A 20,746-nucleotide genomic window follows, 5' to 3' on the forward strand; every position below is an offset into this window, starting at 1 on the left:
AAAACACATGATGAAAAAATTCGAGAAACTAACATCGGCAATTGTGCCTTTAAACATAGAAAATATTGATACTGACCAGATCATCCCGGCCAGGTTCCTGAAAGCGACAACCCGTGAAGGTTTCGGTGAAAACCTGTTCCGCGACTGGCGTTACAATGGAGATCATACTTTAAAGCCAGATTTTGTACTGAATGATGCTACTTATAGCGGCCAGATTTTAGTCGCAGGAAAGAACTTTGGTTGTGGCAGTAGCCGTGAACACGCAGCATGGGCAATCCAGGATGCAGGTTTTGACGTTGTGATCAGTAGTTTTTTTGCTGATATCTTCAAAGGAAATGCTTTAAACAATGGTTTGTTACCTATTCAGGTCAGTGAAGACTTCTTAGCTGCAATTTACACTGTGGTTGGTAAAAATCACAAAGCACAACTGGATGTCGATCTGGAAAAACAGACCGTCACTATCCTGGATAGCGGAGAGCAGGCCGATTTTGAAATCAATGCCTATAAAAAATCATGTTTGATTAACGGCTATGATGACATTGATTTTATCTTAAACCAAAAACATCTGATCGCAGCATTCGAACAAGCAAAATAATGACGCAGCCCATCGTACATATCACCAATCTGAACTTGAAGTACCAGCACAAACCGGTACTTCAGGAACTGAACTGGACAATAAACCGCCATGAAAACTGGTTGTTACGTGGGATTAGTGGCAGCGGAAAAACATCATTGGCAAAAGCAATTGCGGGCCTGGTTAAGTTTCAGGGCGATATTGAAATTAACTTTGATACAGCGCACAATTTAGCCCCTATGGTTCATTATGTGGCGAACTGGTATCAGTTTAAAGATCTGGAAGGCCAGTCTAACTTCTATTATCAGCAGCGCTACAATAAACAGGCGACAGAAACGACTGCGACTGTTAAGTTCGAACTGGAAAGCTATGGCAAAAAACACCAGCTTCAGTTTAGTGAAGCTGAGAAACTTTTAGCCGCTTTAGGTTTTTCAGATTTGATAGCATCGACGCTGATTCAGTTATCAAGTGGTGAACATAAAAAATTGCAATTAGTTCTTGCTTTATGGCTTAAACCACAGTTATTAATCATAGACCAGCCTTATAACGGATTAGATAAACTTTCCCGTCATAATTTAAACCTGCTATTTGAAGAGATTACCGCAGCTGGCACAACTTTGATTTTAATCAGCAATGATAAAGAGATACCTCCATGCGTTCATCGCTATGCTGAAGTTACAGGAGGTCAGCTGATTGAAATCTCAGCTGATGAACATACATTGGAGTTTGATCAGGAAAGCAAACCGATTCCTGATTTTTTAAAGGAAGCTCCGGTTTCATCTGCGGATAGCGTGATCAAAATGATCAATGTCAATATCAGCTATGGAGAAAAGCAAGTCTTAAAAAATATCAACTGGGAAGTTAAAGCAGGAGAAAAATGGTTGCTCCAAGGCCCTAACGGATCTGGTAAATCGACACTGTTAAGTTTAATCACAGGCGATCACCCTCAGGCTTATGCGAACAACCTTTACCTGTTCGGTCATCAAAGAGGCAGTGGTGAAAGTATCTGGGATATTAAAAAACGTATCGGTTTGATCTCACCAGAACTTCACTGGTATTTTGATCCACTGGCAACTGTCAAACATAGTATCATTTCCGGATTCTTTGATAGTTCAGGCTTATTCCGTGAAGCTGATTATACAAAAAAAACGCAGGCAGCAGAATTAATTGATTACTTCGGCCTTACTGAATATCAGGACACCCTGCTCAACCAGCTTCCTTTAGGGAAACAAAGACTGGCATTTTTAGCCCGTACCCTTATAAAAAACCCCGAGCTGCTCATCCTGGATGAACCATGTCAGGGCCTGGACCAGCAACAAACACAATATTTTAACAAGCTCGTAGACGAATTATGTAAAAACGGAACCACATTAATTTATGTCGGCCACTTTGAAACACAACTGCCTGCTTGTATTGAGAAAAGAATTTTATTGGAAAACGGCGAAGTAAAATCCGTCGGAAAAATATTAGAACCCGTATTAAAATGAAGAAAAACATATTAGTTATACCAGGGGATGGCATTGGACCAGAAGTAACCCAATGGGGGAAAGCCGTATTAGAACAAATTGCAATCAGCTTTGATCATGAGTTTACTTTTGATGAGGCTTTAATGGGACATGCAGCTATAGAAGCAACTGGTAATCCATTACCAGATGAAACCTTAGAAAAAGCCAAAAAGAGTGATGCAATCCTATTCGGAGCAGTAGGTCATGCCAAATATGACAATGACCCTTCTTTAAAAGTGCGTCCGGAACAAGGACTGCTGAAAATCCGTAAAGAACTTGGTCTTTATGCAAATCTGCGCCCTATCTTATTATTTGATGAATTATTAAACGCGTCAAGTATTAAAGCACATATTCTGCGCGGTACAGACATCCTGTTTTTCAGAGAACTGACAGGTGATGTTTACTTCGGTGAAAAAACAAGATCAGAAGATAAAAATACCGCATCAGATTTGATGATTTATCACAAATATGAGGTAGAACGAATTGCACATAAAGCTTACGAAGCTGCTATGCAACGTGGTAAAAAACTATGTTCTGTAGACAAGGCAAACGTACTGGAAAGCTCAAGATTATGGAGAGAAACCGTTCAGGAAATCGCTAAACAATACCCTGAAGTAGAAACACAGCATTTATTTGTTGATAACGCAGCGATGCAATTGATTAAAGATCCTAAACAATTTGATGTGGTCTTAACAGCAAACCTGTTTGGTGATATTTTAACTGACGAAGCTTCACAAATTGCAGGCTCAATGGGTATGCTTGCTTCTGCTTCAATTGGAGATGGTACTGGCTTTTTTGAACCTATCCACGGCTCTGCGCATGATATCACAGGTAAAGATCTGGCCAACCCGCTGGCTTCTATCCTGTCTGTTGCGCTGATGCTGGAAATCAGTTTCGGCTTAAAAGAAGAGGCACAATTGATTATTTCGACTATTGACAGGGTATTAAAAGATGGCTACAGAACCAGTGACATCGCAGACGAATCCACCAGCCCGTACAAAGTATTAGGTACTCAGGATATGGGTAAACTCGTCTTAAAATTCATTACACAACAAACTTACACTAACTAAACCATGACTATGCTACACGATCCTAATAGAGTTTACGTATTTGACACGACCCTTCGTGATGGAGAACAAGTTCCAGGCTGCCAGCTTTCTACACCAGAAAAAATAGAAATTGCAAAAGCACTGGAGGCGCTCGGCGTAGACGTGATTGAAGCTGGTTTCCCTATCTCCAGTCCTGGTGATTTTCAAAGTGTAGTTGAATTATCCAAAGCAGTAAGAGAGCCTATTATTTGTGCACTGACCAGAGCAAACAGAAAAGATATCGATTCGGCTGTAGCTGCATTACAATACGCTAAAAGACCAAGGATACATACCGGAATAGGTTCTTCTGATATGCACATCAAATACAAATTCAACAGTACACGCGAAGAAATTCTGCAACGTGCTGTAGAAGCTGTAAAATATGCCAAACAATTTGTAGAAGACATCGAGTTTTTTGCAGAGGATGCAGGCCGTGCAGATAATGTATTTCTGGCCCAGATGATTGAGGCTGTCATTGCAGCAGGCGCAACCGTGGTAAATATCCCTGATACCAACGGCTATTGCCTTCCTGAACAATACGGTTCAAAAATACTTTACCTGAAACAAAATGTTCAGAATATAGACCAGGCCATTATCTCTGTGCATTGCCACAATGATTTAGGATTGGCGACAGCTAATACGCTGGCCGGCGTAATCAATGGAGCACGTCAGGTAGAATGTACGATCAATGGTATCGGTGAACGTGCAGGTAATACTGCATTGGAAGAAGTCGCTATGGTTTTAAAAACACACCATGCGCTGAACCTGAAAACCAATATCAATACTAAACATTTCAGTGAGATCAGTGCTAAAGTGAGCCGGATGATGAGAATGCCGGTACAACCTAACAAGGCGATTATCGGACAAAATGCCTTTGCACATAGCTCAGGTATTCACCAGGATGGTTTCCTTAAACACAGAGAGAATTACGAAATCATTAACCCTGAAGATGTAGGGATCGATGCAGCTGGAATTATCCTGACTGCAAGAAGTGGTCGTCATGCTTTAAAGCATCACCTGGAAAGATTAGGTTATGTGATTGAAAAGATCAACCTGGATCAGGTATATGAGAAATTCCTTTTACTGGCTGATCAGAAATTAGAGATCTCAGATGATGATTTATTATCATTAATGAGTGATGGTGAAGAACATACCTATAAAAACGGTTATAAACTGAATTCTTTACATGTAGTTTGCGGAGATTCAGCATTACCGGTAGCGACAGTAAAATTAGAACATGAAGGGATAGAAAAAGAAGCGAAAGCTGAAGGTAACGGCCCCGTAAATGCGACGATTAAAGCTATAGAAAGCATCATTGGTAAAGATATTCAGTTGAAAGAATTTACTATTCAGGCAATGCACGGTGGCAGTGATGACACCAGTAAAGTAAATATGAGAGTAATTTTCGAAGAGCGTTCTTATTTAGGTTATGGCTTCAGCACCGATATCGTTAAGGCATCAGCCGATGCTTACCTGGATGCATTAAACAAATTCTTATAACATGGAGCTGGAAAAGGAAGTAGAACTGGATTTTGAGGCAGCGGCCGCACGTATTGCAGATACTGTTAAACGTACTCAACTAGAGTATAATGAAGGACTGTCGCTAAAATACAATGCTAAAATTTATCTGAAAAGAGAAGATTTGCAAGTAGTACGTTCCTATAAATTACGTGGTGCTTATAATATGATCAGCACACTGGATCAAACACAAACCAGCCGCGGCGTGGTTTGTGCAAGTGCAGGAAATCATGCACAAGGTGTAGCTTACTCTTGTAAAAAACTAGGTATCCAGGGTGTTATTTTCATGCCTGAAATCACTCCAAGACAGAAAATCAAACAGACTGAAATGTTTGGTGGAAACAATATAAAAATTATACTTGTCGGTGATACTTTTGATGACTGTATGAAGGAAGCCCTGGCTTATACGGCTGAACACCAGATGGTCTTTGTTCCTCCTTTTGATAACATTAAAGTAATAGAAGGTCAGGGAACGGTAGGTATTGAAATTTATCAGGATCTTCCGGAAACTGAAATTATCGTGATGCCTATTGGCGGCGGCGGCCTGGCTTCTGGTGTAGGCAGTTACTTCAAAAATATCAATCCGCAGATTAAACTGATTGGTGTGGAACCAGAAGGCGCTCCTTCCATGAATCATGCACTAAAAAACGGTAGTCCGGTTACACTGGATTATATTGATCGTTTTGTAGATGGTGCAGCAGTGAAACGTGTAGGTAACCTCAATTTCAAATATTGCAGTGATTTACTGGATGAGATGTTATTAATTCCTGAAGGTAAGATCTGCACGACTATCTTAAAATTATACAATGAAGATGCGATTGTTGTGGAACCAGCAGGAGCACTTGCGGTAGCTGCACTCGATCAATTAAAAGATACAATAGCCGGCAAAACCGTGGTTTGTATCGTGAGTGGCGGTAACAACGATATTGAGAGAATGCAGGAAATTAAAGAGAAATCTTTACTTTTCGAAGGCCTGAAGCACTATTTCATTGTTCGCTTTCCACAAAGACCAGGTGCGCTGAAATCATTTGTGAATAACGTATTAGGGCCTCATGATGACATCACCCGTTTTGAATTTATCAAAAAGACTAACCGGGAAAATGGCCCTGCACTGGTTGGTATTGAACTACAGGAAAGCAGTGATTATACTTCTTTAAAGGAAAGAATGGCAGAATTTAAGTTTGAAGTCATTGATCTGAATGATGATCAGACCTTGTTTGAATACCTGGTATAATAACCTTTCTTTTCCACTACAAAAAGACCTTAGCTATTTGATTAACTAAGGTCTTTTTTATGCTATTGCCAGCAGTTTTTATACCCGCTATTGGCTTTAACCTGATACTAGTTTCAACTTGATATTAATTTCAACTTCCGTTTAAATATTCTCTCTTAACCTGCATCCCATACCAGAGGCAAATACAAATAAGCAGCAACAGCTACACAAACTACAGTGCGTAACCTGGGTACAAATATTTAAACCCGGCCAGATCTCCAGCAGATAAAGCGGTTCTTTGTGAGCCAAAAGTAGATCCGTCAAGTTTAGTAATTGTAGGTTCACCATTACTGGAGAAAGCACTTGAAGGATACATCATAATCGATCCAAAATCAAAGGCGCCAGTTTGTCCGCTAGTATTCCTCTATCTGACCAGGTATCGAAATTATGTTCATAACCTGCTTCAATATTGTCTTTGTTAATAATTACATAATCATCACGATCAGTACGGCTTTGCTCATGCAGTAATCCAAGTGCATGTCCTATTTCATGGATCGCATTACCCGTTGAACAGCTTGATGACAAGTTCAATTTCTGAGCCCCTCCAATCATTCCTAATGAAGAAGAACAACCAGACCCGACTACAAACCTGATATAGTTTGCCTGGTTGGTACGCACCGTAAAAGTTAACTTGGTTTTAGTTTTCCAGTGTGCAATTGCATCAGTAATTCTTGCCTGATTTGGAACATTAGTATCAATAGCATAATATACGATACCATTTGTCCATCTCCTATTCAGGTAATCAACAAATGTACTTTCCGTAGATGCTCCAGAAACACCAGCCTTCTGTTTTAAAAAGGAAACCTGATCATTACTCAGTAAGATGTCTCCTCCAAGAATAAACTGATCATTCTTTTTCGTCAGGCTGATCTTTTTAGCCCCATTGCCAAAAGAAATTACTTGTCCCTTAACCTCGGGCAACGCCTGTTCAATAGCACAATTACAATCGTTTTGTTTAGCATCAGCTAATGGAGCCTCTTGTCCACTTTGTTTCTTACAAGCAGTGGTGAAAGCTGCGAAGGCAAGCGCAACTAATAATGTTTTGTTTTTCATAGGTTTAGGTTTTAGGTAAAAAATCTATTACATAAGTATTTACTAAACTTAGTAGTTTTTTACACAATACAACAACATTTGCTAATTAATAATAAAAAACATAACCAATTGTAAACAAACAGCATATAATTTTACAATACTGCTGGAAATATTAAAATCATAGCTCAGAAAAAAAGATCAATATTTAATTATTAATAATTTAAATTAAATTATTGATAATCATTAATTCTATTTAGTATTTTAAATACACACTAATAATTACTATTAAATCAAATAAGATTAAATATACAGCCTTTGAAAACATTTTAATATTTTCTCCACACAAAAAGTCTCTATTTCTAATAAAAGTATAGAGACTTTTTTTATTTAAAATCAATTAATGAGCATAAATTTTAACCAATAATATTATATTTACATATAATGACAGGGATAATACTATAATCAGATACTATTAAAAAGTTAAAAACTGTTAATTATTATGACCAGCAAGAACTTGGCAATACATTTGCTAAGTAAATATGAAACATACAAATATGAAAAAATACCTACTATTACTCTTAAGCATTACGGCAATTGGATTGTCTTCATGTAAAAAAGAAGTTATTGCCAATGATAATAACCAGACTACGAACAGAACTATTTTAGTTAATGTTCCAAAAGCAAACTGGAAGTTAACCAGTGATAACAAATCATGGTTTACAACCATTAAAGTTCAGGAAAACGATGCTTATTTCAATAAAAATGGCCATATCGTAGTCGCTATGGCAATCGATGATCCAAATGTTTATGAAGCCATTCCTCAAGTATATAAAAACATAGCTTATACGTTTGATTCTGGTATAGGTTTTGTAAATGTATACTTTAGTGATCCGGCTGGTAATGCAATTGCAGCACCTAACTTTGATTCAACTGTAAAAGTAACCCTAATAGACTCTTATCTGATTCAGTAATCAGGTAACTTAAAATTCTAAAAAACGACCAATGTTCGCCTGAACGTGGTCGTTTTTTTTATGCTCTCCCCTGTTCAGCTGAATAGCCCTGATAACCACTCCATTTCTCTCCAGCAACAGCTCTTCATAAAAGCCCTTATAATAAACATCCTTTACCTCGTACCTTTTACTATTCCATCCCCCCTTTAGCTCTACCCATTCAGGATAAAACACTACAGACTGCTGCTTAGCCTGAAGTCCTAACTTAATCGCATCCTCCGGCTTCAGCACAACGGCATTCCCTAATAATTGTGCAGTGTAAATATGTTCCGGATGATTGTAAACATGAACAGGGCTGCCCTTTTGGATTAACATCCCATCCTTCATCAAGATTAACTCATCCGCCAAAAACAATCCATCAGCAGGATCATGAGAGACAATAATCACTGTTACTCCCGTTTCAGCAGCAATACGCTTGATATCCGCACGCAATTGATTCTTTAATAACGCGTCCACCTGGCTAAAAGGCTCATCCAATAACAAAACACTAGTATCCGTAACCAAAGCCCTGGCAATCGCCACACGCTGCTGCTCCCCCCCGCTCAGTTCAGTTATCTTTTTATTCCTCAGATGATCAATATGCAAATGCTCCATCATCTTCACCGTCTTCTCCTGCTTGCCCTTTACATCCGTATTAGACAGCACAGAAGCAATATTATCATACACCTTCGCATAAATATTCAGTGAGAAATCCTGAGTCACGATCTTCATTTCCTTGTGTCCGGGAATAAGCTGTTCATCCGGCCCCAGCACACGCTTACCATTCAGCAGAACCTCTCCCTCATCAACCTTCAGTAAACCAAAAATAGATTTCAGTAAAGTAGACTTCCCACTCCCACTCTCACCGATCACCGCAATGATGTCTCCGCGTTTAATATCGAAAGTGATATTTCTGATTCCTGAAGCCTGTTCAGTTTGATATTGCTTAGTTAGTTGTCTAACGCTGATGATAATTTCGTCCACACCGTAAAGATACGCTTCAGAGAGAAATTACCTAATATAAGCACCGAATTGAATCCCATATGACATAAAAATCCCCAGTACGATCACTAAGTTCCCTCCCGCAATTTTAGGAATAAGGAGTATAGCCTGGTGATCATACTGAGGCTTATAATGCCATCAAATATCGTCTAATGAATCCCGAAGGTAATACCGAAAGCCAAATTCTTAAGTCCCTTCTGTGCTTCAGTATCAAACATATCATTGAAATAATACTTAGTAAACAAGCCAATCCCAGAATATCCAACTCTCAGCGTACCGCCTAAACGAACCTTTTGAAAATCATAATCATTCCTGAACTTCTGCTTACCACGTTCCTCACTAATCTGTTTAACCTTTCCGTTCAGCAAAAAGCTCACTTCAGGCCCAACAACAAAATAAAATCTTTTTCCCCTTTGATTCTCGTTCGTCCTGAACTCAAAATTCAATGGAATATGCACATAACTACTCGAAAATCTATTCTTACTAAAATCAATCGATTCCTCTGCATAAGTAAGATCCGGCGTATTCTTCTGAATCGTAATATTCTTTTCCAGTCTTATCAAAGTCCAATCAAACCCTGCCGCTGCATAAATCCTGAAATTTGGATTGAAGCGATACCCAAAGTATGCCAAATCAAAAGATATCGTACTCGTTTTGATCCCTCTGTAATCTAAAAAATCATTTTTAGGAGAAAGCTTAAAACTTCCATTATCAATCAATCTTGAAAAACCAATATCCAGCCTCGTAAAAGTAAGTGCGTAGCCAAACTGCCCCTTAGGAGCAGAAACATTCTTCACACTATCCTCATTACGTCCAAAAGACATCTGCAAATTGTATTTCCGGCTCTTTACCGAAGTTTTAGCGGTCTGTACCACTGTTGTATCCACATGATCACTCGATTGCGCAACAGCCGTAAAATAAGCCACCCCAATCAATCCAGTCAACATTAAAGTCTTTAGTAAATTCTTCTTCATATTATCAGTTCAGTTCTATATCTTATTCAATACCCGTCTCTATCAAATAACCAGTTTATATATATTAATGTTCTTCAGAAATTGTTATTTACAAGTATCCTTCCAATGTAGCAACTAATTAACATATATACCATTATCGTATCCAGCTGCTAAATTAAGCATTCCTTAATCTAATCCAATAAAAGAGGGCTTAACAGACCAGGTAATTCATCTATTGTATCAAATAACATTTTGTTGATACCTAATAGATCTACAAATCCGACATAAGTTTCACAACAGAAAAGATTAATATTAACCTGCGTCCTTCAACAGTGCTACTAAGTTATCTTCCTGAATTTATACTCACATCAATGCAGTGTCTATTTTCTCCACCAAATCTTTCAACCAAGTTTCGCCACTAAGTCTTTCCACCTAGTTTCGCCAACTAATCTTTCCAACCCAGCTTAGCCACCCAGTCTTTCCACCCAGTTTCGCCAACTAATCTTTCCAACCCAGCTTAGCCACCCAGTTCTTCCAACAACCAAACCAAACAAGCAATTCTCGCTTAAACATCCTGCATGTAAAAAACCCCCTCAGAGAAATAAAAAAACACCATGCAGTATTTCGAGCCTTATTCATCCCTTCAGATGAATTCCAGCCGAAATACTGCATGGTGTTTTTTTATTTCCCTCTTACAGTACCTTTTTACTCTCCCCGTTTCTGACGATAATTCTTGTACAACTTAACAGCCGTCATAATCCCCCCGGAAAACACGATCAATCCGATCAACCCATAAACCCAGTCAACCGCACTCTTTAACACGACTGTAAACACGATCGCTACCAATAAAACCGTAGCCACCTCATTCCACAACCTCAGCTTAAAAGAACTCAGTTTAAAAACCCCATTCTTCATCTGTTTCATTAACCGCTGACAAATAAAATGATAAACCAGCAATAACAAAACAAAACCAAGCTTCACATGTAACCAGGGCGTATGTAACAAACCCGGTCTGATGCAAATCATACTAATCCCCGCAAGCACGGCAAAAGTCATTGCCGGGTTCGTAATAATGTGCCACAACTTGTGCTCTATCTTAATAAACTCCTTCTGAAGAATCTCTTTCTCAACCTCAGGACGATCATTTGCCTCCGTATGATAAATAAACAAACGGACACTATAAAATAACCCAGCCATCCAGCTCACCACAAAGATGATATGGACAGAAAGTATATATGGATAATAAGAGTCCATTAATAGCGGAATTCTTTAATGAAATCAATCGCATACTTCACATTATCAAAAGGGATATCAGGCATGATACCATGTCCCAAATTGAATATAAACCCTTTCTCACCGCGCATACGCTCAAACAACTGTAAAATATGTTTCTTAATTACCGACTTATCAGCATATAAAATATGCGGATCAAGATTTCCCTGAACAGCAATACCAGCAGGTAAAGCCTGTTTAATATTTAATAAATCAGCATTCCAATCCACAGAAATCACATCCGGTTTTGCAGTAGCCATAATCGGCGCAAACACAGAACTACCCTTACAGAAAGAAATTACAGGAATATCTTTTCTATTTAAATTCGCGATGATCTCCTGGATATAACGATGCGAAAACTCCTGATAATCATTCCATGACAAAGCCATAGCCCAGCTATCAAAAATCTGTACCGCATTCACACCAGCAGCAATCTGCAAATTCAGATAATCAGCAGTTACCTTTGCAATTTTCGCTAACAATTTGTGCGCAACCTCAGGATGATTATGCATCAGCAACTTTGTTAATTTGAAATCCTTCGAAGAAGCACCCTCTACCAGGTAACTCATTACCGTAAACGGAGCACCAGCAAAACCGATCAAAGGAATACTGCCATTTAAACGCTGCTGAATTACTTTAATCGCATCAGCAACATATTCCAGCTGATCTAAACAATCAACATTCAGGTTTTCTACATCCTTCAATGTACGTACAGGATTCGCAAAACGTGGTCCGACACCTTGCGTAAAGCTCAGATCACCACCCATTGCCTCACCAGTAACCAATATATCACAAAACAGAATAGCCGCGTCAATACCCAATAAATCTACCGGTAACATGGTTACATCAGCAGCAATTTCGGGTGTTTTGCACATTTCCAAGAATGAATACTTGTTTTTAATCTCCCAATATTCTGGCATAAAACGACCAGCCTGACGCATCATCCATACCGGTGGACGTTCAGTTTGTCTGGACCATGCTGCATCTAAAAATAAAGTGTTCATCTAATCTTAATTTGTTGGTAAGCTATTTGCTTCTTTTTCTATTTTATTAATTATCTCTTTCGTTCTCTCCGTATTTGCAAGATCCTTTGCTTTATCAGCATAAGCCAATGCTCTTACCTTATCCTTTTTGCGCAGCGCAAGGTTAGCCAGATGTATCAATACAAAAGACTTATCGCTTTTTGTGCCCAGAGGGAACCTGCTCGCTACCTGAAAATGATATTCAGCAGCCTGGTAATCCTCCTTCTTCAGCGCGATATTCGCAATCATAAATTCGTAGTAACCACGTCTGTTTTTAGCCAGACGATCCGGATTTGGCACTTCTGCCAATAATTTCTCAGCTTTATCGTAATCACCATGCTTAAAATACTTCGAAGCAATTAAGATGGAGCTGCTTTTAAAATGGCTCCAGACTACAAATCCAGCCATTAATCCTGAGATTACTGCAAGCTGGAACTGATCATAAAAAAGGCACACCCCAGCGGCAATAACAAAAATTGCCATCAGAGCATACCTGCCTTTTGCGTTATACATTAGTTATGGATATCCGTAAACTTATAGCCTACACCACGAATCGAGTGGAAGTAAACCGGGTTTTTCTGATCTGGTTCAAAATACTTACGGAAAGTAAGGATAAAGTTATCAATCGTACGCGTCGAAGGATAAACATCATAATTCCAGACAGTCTCTAAAATCTGCTCTCTGGAAACAGCTTCGTTTTTACGCTCAATCAGTAACTTAAGCAGCATCGTTTCCTTTTTAGTTAAAGGCACAATCACCCCATCATCCTGTTTCAGCTCAAACGAATTGAAATAGATAGTTTTTTCGCCGATTTTATAAGAATTCAATTCCTTTAAATCGTCAGATTTCATGCTGCGTTTCACCAGGATACCAACTCTTAAGATCAGCTCTTCTAAATTGAAAGGCTTCACTAAATAATCATCAGCACCTTTTTTAAGGCCCATTACACGGTCTTCACTTGTATTTTTAGCCGTTAAAAATAAGATAGGGACCTCCGTATTTTCTAAACGTATAGTTTCACAAACCTGGAAACCATCCATTTCAGGAAGCATCACATCCAGGATAATCAGGTTAAAACGTTCCTCTTTGAAAATCTTCAAGGCCGTTTTACCATCCTTCACTGCATGGACTTTGTAACCTTCCAATTCAAGGTTTAATTTTATAGCATCTAATAAATGGTCTTCATCTTCGACCAATAAAATTCTTAATTTCTGTTGCATAATGATCAACTAAATGTGATTTCAAAAATCGTACCCTGCGGCACATTGTCTCTGACGCTGATATCAGCGTCATGTTTTTGCAAAACTTCTTTGACTATAAACAATCCCAGTCCAGTTCCTTTCGCTTTCCTTGTATTTTCTTCACCAACGCGGTAAAACTTATCAAATATGAGCATTTTTTCCGCATCCGGAATACCAGGCCCTCTATCAGAAACACTCAGGAAAGGATGTCCATCACGCATTCCCAGTTCAACCCCCACTTCAGCACATGGGCCAGAATATTTCACCGCATTTTCTACCAGGTTAGTGACCACAGAAGAAAGGGTGAAAGGATCTCCCAGTACAACCACATTCGGCTGGATGACAGGATTAATCACCTGTTCACATCCGCAGGAATGAATTTGTAACCTGTCCGTTATTTTGGTAACCAGTTCTGAAAAATCAAACTCTTCCTTAGGGAAGGAATACGAGCGGTTTTCAATTTTTGTAGCCAGCAGCATATTTTCCACCAGATCATCCAGGCGTTCAATATCCTTTAATGAATTGTTCAGTAAAGAAGTCTGACGTGCTTTATCCAGATCACGTTTCACAATAGTCTGAAGTGATAATTTAATAGCTGCCAGAGGCGATTTCAATTCATGCGTAACAGATAGCAGGAAATTCTGCTGCTGCTCTCTTAACAGATCTTCCTTTTTGATCGACTGGTGCAGGAAATAAGCCCCCACACACAAAAGAAACAAAAACACAGATCCCTCTCCCATCACCATGGCCATTCTGGAAGGTTGTAGCTTCACCACAAGCGTTCCCCAGGAGATCAGCTGTACCAGAGAGTACAGCAACATGAAATAAAATATGATAATTGATTTCTTCAAAATGTTTAAATCTCTTGGAACTGTTCAAAATCAAACAGTTCTTAAATATACGCTAATTTACTTATTTCCTAAAAACAATGTCCAGCGCTTCCAGAATAGCTCTTTTAGCTTTTTCCAACTCTATTTTTGTATGCGCTGCAGAAACAAATCCTACTTCATATCCCGAAGGCCCTAAATAAATTCCTCTGTTTAATAATTCACGGTGCATAATTTTGAATTTCTCCATACTTGCCGGATCAATATCTTCTGCACACTGTATTTTATCCTTGTCCGTAAAAGCGAACCAGAAAATAGAACCTACATGAAATACTTTGAATTTATAGCTTCTTGCCGTAGCAAAGCGCTGGATACCTTCTGCAAATTCAGTAGCCTTTGCATTCAGTTCTTTATAGAAACCCGATTTCAACAACTCAGTCAGCTGGGCAATACCCGCAGACATAGCTACAGGGTTTCCAGATAAAGTACCCGCCTGGTAAACACCACCATCAGGAGAAATATGTCCCATGATTTCGGCAGATGCCCCGTACATTCCTACCGGTAAACCACCACCTAATATCTTACCATAAGTAACAATATCCGGCTTCGCATTGTAATAACCCGCAGCACCTTCAAAACCTAAACGGAAACCTGTAATCACTTCATCAAAGATCAGTAAAGTACCATTGTCCTTACAGATCTTCTGCAGGAATTCAATATAAGCAGGATCCTGAATCAGTAATCCGTTATTTGCAGGAATACCTTCAATAATTACTGCAGCAAGCTGATCTTTAAACTGTGCAAAAGCTTGTGTTAAAGCTTCCGTATCATTTAAAGGAACTACAATCGTTTCTTCCGCAAAAGACTTAGGAACACCTAAAGATGAAGTTTCGCCAAAAGTAACCAGGCCTGAACCTGCTTTTACCAATAATGAATCACTGTGTCCATGATAGCAGCCCTCGAATTTCAGGATCTTATCTCTTTTGGTGTAACCACGTGCCAGACGGATCGCAGACATTACCGCTTCCGTACCAGAACTCGTAAAACGAATTTTCTCTACGTGTTTGTTATTTTTGATAATCAGCTCAGCCAGCTCATTTTCCAAAGCAGTAGGTGCACCGAAACTCATTCCATTCTGCATGGTTTCAATTACTTTCTCTCTTACTTTAGGAGGATTATGACCTAGAATTAAAGGGCCCCAGCTACCGCAAAAATCAATAAATTGATTTCCATCAGCATCCCAGACGAAACACCCATCACCTTTTTGAATGAATAAAGGCGTTCCATAGACAGATTTAAAAGCCCTTACCGGTGAATTTACGCCACCAGGGAAATAGGTTTTTGCCTTTTCGTACAACTCTTTAGATTTCTCTCTTGAAATATCCGGCTTACTTCCAGTATTCACAGGCATATCTCCTTCATTGCCGGAAAACATCTTTTTTAACGATTCTAACATATTACATCCAGTTCTTTTCTACAATATCTCTTATATGGTAAGTGGTAATGATGCTTGCTCCCGCACGTGCGAAAGCATACATAGTTTCCATTACAATCTTTTGTTCATCAATCCATCCCTTTTGTGCAGCTGCTTTAACCATGGCATACTCTCCGGATACATTGTAACAGGCAACAGGCAAATCAGTATTTTGTTTCAGGTTATGAATTACATCCATATAAGCCAATGCTGGTTTTACCATTAATACATCCGCCCCTTCACGCTGATCAAGTAATGCTTCACGCAAAGCCTCTTCAGGATTCCTGAAATCCATCTGGTAAGCCTTCCGGTCTCCTTTGCCTGGTGCACAATCCGCAGCCTCTCTGAACGGCCCGTAATAAGCAGAAGCAAATTTAGTAGCATGAGACATAATCGCTGCGTTCACATAACCATGCTGATCCAGTAAATTCCGCATTGCGCCAATACGTCCGTCCATCATATCTGAAGGCGCTAACATATCCGCTCCGGCCTGTGCATGTGTCAGAGCCATTTTAGCAATCACCTCTACGGTTTCATCATTCTGCACATAATCATCTTTCAAAATACCACAATGACCATGTGTAGTATAAGAACAAACGCAAACATCAGTAACTATATATAAATCATCACCAAAGTTTTTCTTTAACTCACGAACAGCAGCAGGTACCAGCGAATGATCATGGTAAGCAGAACGTGCATCCTCAGACTTTTCATCTCCCACACCGAAAAGCATGATCTTGTTTACCCCCAGTTCAAGTCCCTTTTCAACATCTCTGATCAGCATATCCGTTGAAAAATGGTTTATTCCAGGCATGGAATCAATAGCATGTTTCACTCCGTTTCCAGGAACGATAAAATAGGGATAAACAAACATGTCTTTCGACAGTTTTGTTTCGGCCATCATCTCTCTTACAATTGGGTTCTTTCTTAATCTACGCGGACGGTGCAACATAATCAACCTCTTTTTTTATTTAATATCAATTCCGAATACTGCTTCTGCAAGGCCAATTTCGTCAGGCGAATAAGGAAGTACGTACTCCACTCCCATTTCCTCAAATTTCTTTCCTGTTGAATTTCCTATGGCAATTACCTTTTGTCCCGGATCCAGTAAGTTGTCAGCGAAATAAGCTTCCACATTGGATGGGCTGGTAAAAATCAATACATCAGCATAAGTATGGTCTATATTTTCTTCAATGACCGTCTCATAAATAGGCAGGTCAATGATTTTTGTGTCTTCAGCTAACGATTTCTGAATGCTTAACAGTGAATCCTGTGCACGCGGAAATAAGACAGTCTGATTGCGGACCAGTACCGCAAAATCTTCCGCTACCTCAGTAATATCACCACTTTCACCTACATAATCAGCTTTATAACCCTGTTTTCTAAGTGCATCTTCTGACCCTCTGCCAACCACACCAAACTTGACGTGTTTAGGCAATACGGGTTTCAGTTTAAAGAAGTATTCTACCCCATTACGGCTACTGAAAAAGATCCAGTTAAGGTGTTTCAGATAAAAAGGATCCAATACATTGACAATAGGAAAAGTACGGATCAATGATCTGCCTTCTATTTCTATATGATTGGTTTCCAGTGCTCTTCTGAAGTAGTTATGTTCCCCGATTTCTCTGGAAATAAATACCTTTGCAGGCATCTTTCTGTCCTTATCAAATTTAGCAACGATCTTTTCTGCCAACCCTTCCACGCTATCTACCCTGAAGAACAAACGGTTTGGAAAATCATCAGCTGTTAATGCTTTGGAAGTCCATACCTCATATTTGCCGTTTTCTTTTTTACAATAACAACCCAAAGGCATATGGCAGCCACCTTCAAAAAGGTTTAGTACTTTCCGTTCCACACCAATCTGTTCAGCGGTATCTGCATCATGGATTCCTTGCAGTACATCAAATAACTCATGGTCATTTTCTCTGATCTGAATGGCCAGTACCCCCTGTGCAGGAGCAGGAATCAGCTCAGTAGTATCTATCACCTCCATATGGAATTCAGACAGATCAAGATTCAAACGGTTTACACCTGCTTTTGCCAGTAAAATAGCATCATAGTTTTCATCTCTTAATTTTTGAATACGGGTATTTACATTCCCACGCAGGTCTTCAATATTAAGATCTGTTCTTAAAGCAAGCAATTGCGCTTTACGTCTGTTTGATGAAGTACCAACCTGCGCGCCCGTTTTCAAAGAAAGTTTTTGCGTAACATCTACACAATCTTTCAGAATAAGTAATAATTCTGATGCATCTTCCCTTTCAGAAACTGCTGCAATCGTTAATCCGGCAGGGTGGGTGGTTGGTAAATCTTTGTGAGAGTGTACAGCAATATCAATGCTGCCGCTTAATAATTCTTCTTCAAGCTCTTTGGTAAAAAAACCTTTTCCTTCAAGTTTGTCCAGCCTCAGGTTTAGTATTTTATCCCCCTGGGTTTTAATGATCTTCAGTTCTGCTTCGACACCAATTTCCGCAAGTTTGTCTTTCGTATAATTAGCCTGCCATAGTGCAAGATCACTGCCTCTTGTTCCGATAATAAGTTTTTTCATCAGTATATAATTGTTCTTTTATAAGGCTGCCGTCAACCATTAACAAATAGTTGAGTTAAGCTTTTGTAGATATCACGTATTTAGATCGCGCAAATTTAACCTAAAAGAGCTATAGTCTTAAATAATAAACAAATAATGTATTTGTGCTGACTAATCTACCCCGGAAGGCTAGCTGTTGTTGACCAGAATTTCTTTCGCCATGATCATCGGTACGCTAATATATTTCTTTTCCATGTAATCCATCACCCGTTCAAGAACCAGTCTTGAATTTTCATCCAGTGTATTGATTTCCTCTGCAAAAACAATATCCAGTGCTTTACTTTTAATTGCTTTAATTTTCTGAGGAACTTCACTCATTGCGATTTCTATTTTGCGCTGGCGAAGTACTAAATCAAATTCTTTGATATTCTGATCGATAATTTGCTCTGCATTAACCAGTTCATCATAACGTTCCTGAATATTTTTGCGGGCGATCTCTTTTAAAGATTCAACCTCAATATAATGTACAGGGAAGTTTTGGATAACCGCTGGTGCAGTATCATTAGGAATTGCAAGATCTACAATAACTTTTTTGCCCGTTTCACCATTTAATAGCTTACGGTAAATTTTTTCTGTGATGATGGGTTCAGTAGCACCGGTACAGGTAATGATGACATCAAATCCCTGATCGAAATTTTCCAGTGCAGTCAATGGATAAGCGATACCATTTAAATCTTTTGCAAGCGACTGTGCATTTTCTACCGTTCTGTTAAAGATAGAAAAATTAGAGTACTTGTGTTTTTTAAGGTATTGCGCTAAGTTCTTGTTAGTCTCACCAGCTCCTATAATCAGAATTCTTGAGCTGGCAGTTATAGTCAGGTCCCTTAATTTACGATAGGCCAAAGACACTACCGAAACCGGGTTTTTAGAGATATTCGTATGGGTATAAACTTCCTTTGCCGTTTTGACAACCCGGTTCATGATCATTCGCATATAATCGGCTGTAAAGCCAGAAACACGGCATGCTTCATAAGCCCGGCGTACCTGGGCAAGGATTTCTTTTTCACCAACCACCAGACTTTCCAATGAGCAGGAAGTACGCAACAGATGATTAAAAGCTTCCACCTGTTCATAAACAGAAACGCTTTCCAGAAACTTATCCATATACGCTTCCGGTAATCCCATGTCCAGCACAGTCAGGAAACGAAGGATAAATTCACGATCCAGCTCGTGAGCAGTGGTAAAAACAAACTCAACGCGGTTACACGTACCGATATAAAAAATTTCTTTTACATCCAGTTCATTTTGAATATTCTTCAGTCTGTCATCCAGTGTCTGCTCACAGATAACTAATTTCCCTAAAGACTTTAAGTCAATTTGTTTATGAGTGAAAGCAAGTATCTTTAAATATTCCAATTTGGGTTTGTGTTGTGTTTATATAGTGGAAACAAAAGTAACAAGACCTCCCTTAGTGTCTGTCATTATGCTGTAATTAAGAGCAATTTAGAAAGATTTTAAATTAAACATTCCAAGAAAAAAACAAGAGATCATTATGTTTGTTAATAAGCTAACCAGCTATAAAAGAAAGTTATGATTAAAAAAGAGCACTTTATTCTGTCCGGATCCAAAGATAAAACCATTTCTGGTGACCTTACCTATGACGATAACCAGACAAATCAACCTTGCATTTTATTTGTACATGGCTTCAAAGGATTTAAAGATTGGGGTGCACATAACCTGGTAGCCTCCTATTTTGCTTCCAATGGTTACCGTTATTTCAAATTTAACCTGAGTCATAGCGGCGTAACGGATCAAAAACCTGATGATGTTACCGATTTAGAAGCATTTGCTGCAAACACAGTCAGTATGGAGCTTAAAGACGTAGATACCGCCCTTAATTATATTGCCCATACCTATCCATTAACACCTATTTATGTGATTGGTCATAGCCGTGGTGGTGCTTTAGTGATTTTAAAAGGTGCGTCCGATGAACGTATTCAGAAAATCATTACCTGGTCTGCCATTTCAGACTTTAGTTCTTTATGGAAAAAAGAGCAAGAGAAAGAATGGTTATCTACAGGAAGAATCTTTGTGGAAAATGCAAGAACAAAAGAAAAAATGCCTTTAAATAGTACGCTGCTAGAAGATTTCAAGGCGCATCAAAGTGAATTCGATCTGCTGCATGCTGCCAGGCAGGTTAAAATTCCCTGGTTAATTTTGCATGGTGATGATGACGTCAATGTAAAATTCAGCGTAGCACAAGAGCTTGCGCAAGCACAACCAAATGCCCAATTGCAGAAAATCAAAGGTGCAAATCATGTTTTTGGCGCCTCACATCCTTATACGGCAACCGAACTACCTGCTCAATTGCTGGAAGTGTGTGAAAAAACACTTGCCTTCATTAAAAATGCCAGCCTGTAAATTCATACAGGGCTGGCAATCCATATTT

At 39.1% G+C, this 20,746-nt stretch carries 20 protein-coding genes; 7 read left to right on the forward strand and 13 right to left on the reverse strand.

All coding sequences use genetic code 11. The features are described 5' to 3' along the window. Nucleotides 1-10: 10 nt before the first annotated feature. From leuD to ilvA, 5 genes are read left to right on the forward strand one after another with little or no spacing between them, the layout of a single operon-like run. A complete protein-coding gene (leuD, locus tag AB3G38_RS12790; RefSeq protein ID WP_367868763.1) occupies nt 11-595 on the forward strand; it encodes a 3-isopropylmalate dehydratase small subunit in 585 nt (194 codons plus the stop codon). After that, nucleotides 595-2,061 (forward strand): ATP-binding cassette domain-containing protein, encoded by a 1,467-nt coding sequence (locus AB3G38_RS12795; protein WP_367864295.1) that lies wholly within the window; start codon nt 595-597, stop codon nt 2,059-2,061. The genes leuD and AB3G38_RS12795 overlap by 1 nt, the downstream gene beginning before the upstream one ends. After that, nucleotides 2,058-3,149 carry a 3-isopropylmalate dehydrogenase gene (gene leuB, locus AB3G38_RS12800; RefSeq protein ID WP_367864296.1) on the forward strand — a complete coding sequence of 364 codons (1,092 nt, stop codon included), beginning with the start codon at nt 2,058-2,060 and terminating at the stop codon, nt 3,147-3,149. The genes AB3G38_RS12795 and leuB overlap by 4 nt, the downstream gene beginning before the upstream one ends. A gap of 3 nt (nt 3,150-3,152) precedes the next feature. Beyond that, nucleotides 3,153-4,667, forward strand: a complete 1,515-nt coding sequence (locus tag AB3G38_RS12805) for a 2-isopropylmalate synthase (RefSeq protein ID WP_367864297.1) — start codon at nt 3,153-3,155, stop codon at nt 4,665-4,667. 1 nt (nt 4,668) lies between these two features. Continuing rightward, nucleotides 4,669-5,919 carry a threonine ammonia-lyase IlvA gene (gene ilvA, locus AB3G38_RS12810; RefSeq protein WP_367864298.1) on the forward strand — a complete coding sequence of 417 codons (1,251 nt, stop codon included), beginning with the start codon at nt 4,669-4,671 and terminating at the stop codon, nt 5,917-5,919. A 211-nt stretch (nt 5,920-6,130) separates the two neighbouring features. Here the strand turns inward: ilvA and AB3G38_RS12815 are convergent, their stop codons facing one another. Beyond that, complete coding sequence (locus AB3G38_RS12815; protein WP_367864299.1) at nt 6,131-6,277, reverse strand: hypothetical protein; 147 nt, start codon at nt 6,275-6,277, stop codon at nt 6,131-6,133. Further along, on the reverse strand, nt 6,274-7,011 hold the full coding sequence (locus AB3G38_RS12820) for a M12 family metallopeptidase (RefSeq protein ID WP_367864300.1): 738 nt from the start codon (nt 7,009-7,011) through the stop codon (nt 6,274-6,276). The genes AB3G38_RS12815 and AB3G38_RS12820 overlap by 4 nt, the downstream gene beginning before the upstream one ends. 533 nt (nt 7,012-7,544) lie before the next feature. On the opposite strand from AB3G38_RS12820, the gene AB3G38_RS12825 reads away from it, so the two are divergent. Beyond that, nucleotides 7,545-7,961, forward strand: a complete 417-nt coding sequence (locus AB3G38_RS12825; protein WP_367864301.1) for a hypothetical protein — start codon at nt 7,545-7,547, stop codon at nt 7,959-7,961. A gap of 9 nt (nt 7,962-7,970) precedes the next feature. Here the strand turns inward: AB3G38_RS12825 and AB3G38_RS12830 are convergent, their stop codons facing one another. The 11 genes from AB3G38_RS12830 to hemA all read right to left on the reverse strand — a co-directional run bounded on the left by AB3G38_RS12830 (nt 7,971) and on the right by hemA (nt 19,713). Then, nucleotides 7,971-8,963 (reverse strand): ABC transporter ATP-binding protein, encoded by a 993-nt coding sequence (locus AB3G38_RS12830; protein WP_367864302.1) that lies wholly within the window; start codon nt 8,961-8,963, stop codon nt 7,971-7,973. 167 nt (nt 8,964-9,130) lie between these two features. Continuing rightward, complete coding sequence (locus tag AB3G38_RS12835) at nt 9,131-9,955, reverse strand: outer membrane beta-barrel protein (RefSeq protein WP_367864303.1); 825 nt, start codon at nt 9,953-9,955, stop codon at nt 9,131-9,133. Between the two features lie 684 nt (nt 9,956-10,639). Further along, complete coding sequence (locus AB3G38_RS12840) at nt 10,640-11,188, reverse strand: CopD family protein (protein WP_367864304.1); 549 nt, start codon at nt 11,186-11,188, stop codon at nt 10,640-10,642. Then, nucleotides 11,188-12,210: a uroporphyrinogen decarboxylase gene (gene hemE / locus AB3G38_RS12845; protein WP_367864305.1), complete on the reverse strand. Its 1,023-nt coding sequence runs from the start codon at nt 12,208-12,210 to the stop codon at nt 11,188-11,190. Before hemE ends, AB3G38_RS12840 begins: the two co-directional genes overlap by 1 nt. Nucleotides 12,211-12,216: 6 nt before the next feature. Next, a complete protein-coding gene (locus tag AB3G38_RS12850) occupies nt 12,217-12,741 on the reverse strand; it encodes a hypothetical protein (protein WP_367864306.1) in 525 nt (174 codons plus the stop codon). Beyond that, nucleotides 12,741-13,448, reverse strand: coding sequence for a response regulator transcription factor (locus AB3G38_RS12855; RefSeq protein ID WP_041887337.1), 708 nt, complete (start codon nt 13,446-13,448; stop codon nt 12,741-12,743). The genes AB3G38_RS12850 and AB3G38_RS12855 overlap by 1 nt, the downstream gene beginning before the upstream one ends. 5 nt (nt 13,449-13,453) lie before the next feature. Continuing rightward, nucleotides 13,454-14,320 carry a sensor histidine kinase gene (locus AB3G38_RS12860; protein WP_367864307.1) on the reverse strand — a complete coding sequence of 289 codons (867 nt, stop codon included), beginning with the start codon at nt 14,318-14,320 and terminating at the stop codon, nt 13,454-13,456. A 61-nt stretch (nt 14,321-14,381) separates the two neighbouring features. Then, the gene (gene hemL / locus AB3G38_RS12865; RefSeq protein WP_367864308.1) at nt 14,382-15,752 is read right to left on the reverse strand and encodes a glutamate-1-semialdehyde 2,1-aminomutase; all 1,371 of its coding nucleotides are present in this window, start codon (nt 15,750-15,752) and stop codon (nt 14,382-14,384) included. A 1-nt stretch (nt 15,753) separates the two neighbouring features. Continuing rightward, nucleotides 15,754-16,722: a porphobilinogen synthase gene (gene hemB, locus AB3G38_RS12870; RefSeq protein WP_367864309.1), complete on the reverse strand. Its 969-nt coding sequence runs from the start codon at nt 16,720-16,722 to the stop codon at nt 15,754-15,756. Between the two features lie 15 nt (nt 16,723-16,737). Then, nucleotides 16,738-18,318, reverse strand: a complete 1,581-nt coding sequence (gene hemC / locus AB3G38_RS12875; protein ID WP_367864310.1) for a hydroxymethylbilane synthase — start codon at nt 18,316-18,318, stop codon at nt 16,738-16,740. A 168-nt stretch (nt 18,319-18,486) separates the two neighbouring features. After that, nucleotides 18,487-19,713, reverse strand: a complete 1,227-nt coding sequence (gene hemA, locus AB3G38_RS12880) for a glutamyl-tRNA reductase (protein WP_068406657.1) — start codon at nt 19,711-19,713, stop codon at nt 18,487-18,489. 174 nt (nt 19,714-19,887) lie between these two features. Here hemA and AB3G38_RS12885 point away from each other — a divergent pair, with 174 nt between their 5' ends. After that, nucleotides 19,888-20,718 carry an alpha/beta hydrolase family protein gene (locus AB3G38_RS12885; protein WP_367864311.1) on the forward strand — a complete coding sequence of 277 codons (831 nt, stop codon included), beginning with the start codon at nt 19,888-19,890 and terminating at the stop codon, nt 20,716-20,718. Nucleotides 20,719-20,746 lie beyond the last annotated feature (28 nt).

The organism is Pedobacter sp. WC2423 (assembly GCF_040822065.1).
Taxonomy (GTDB): Bacteria; Bacteroidota; Bacteroidia; order Sphingobacteriales; family Sphingobacteriaceae; genus Pedobacter.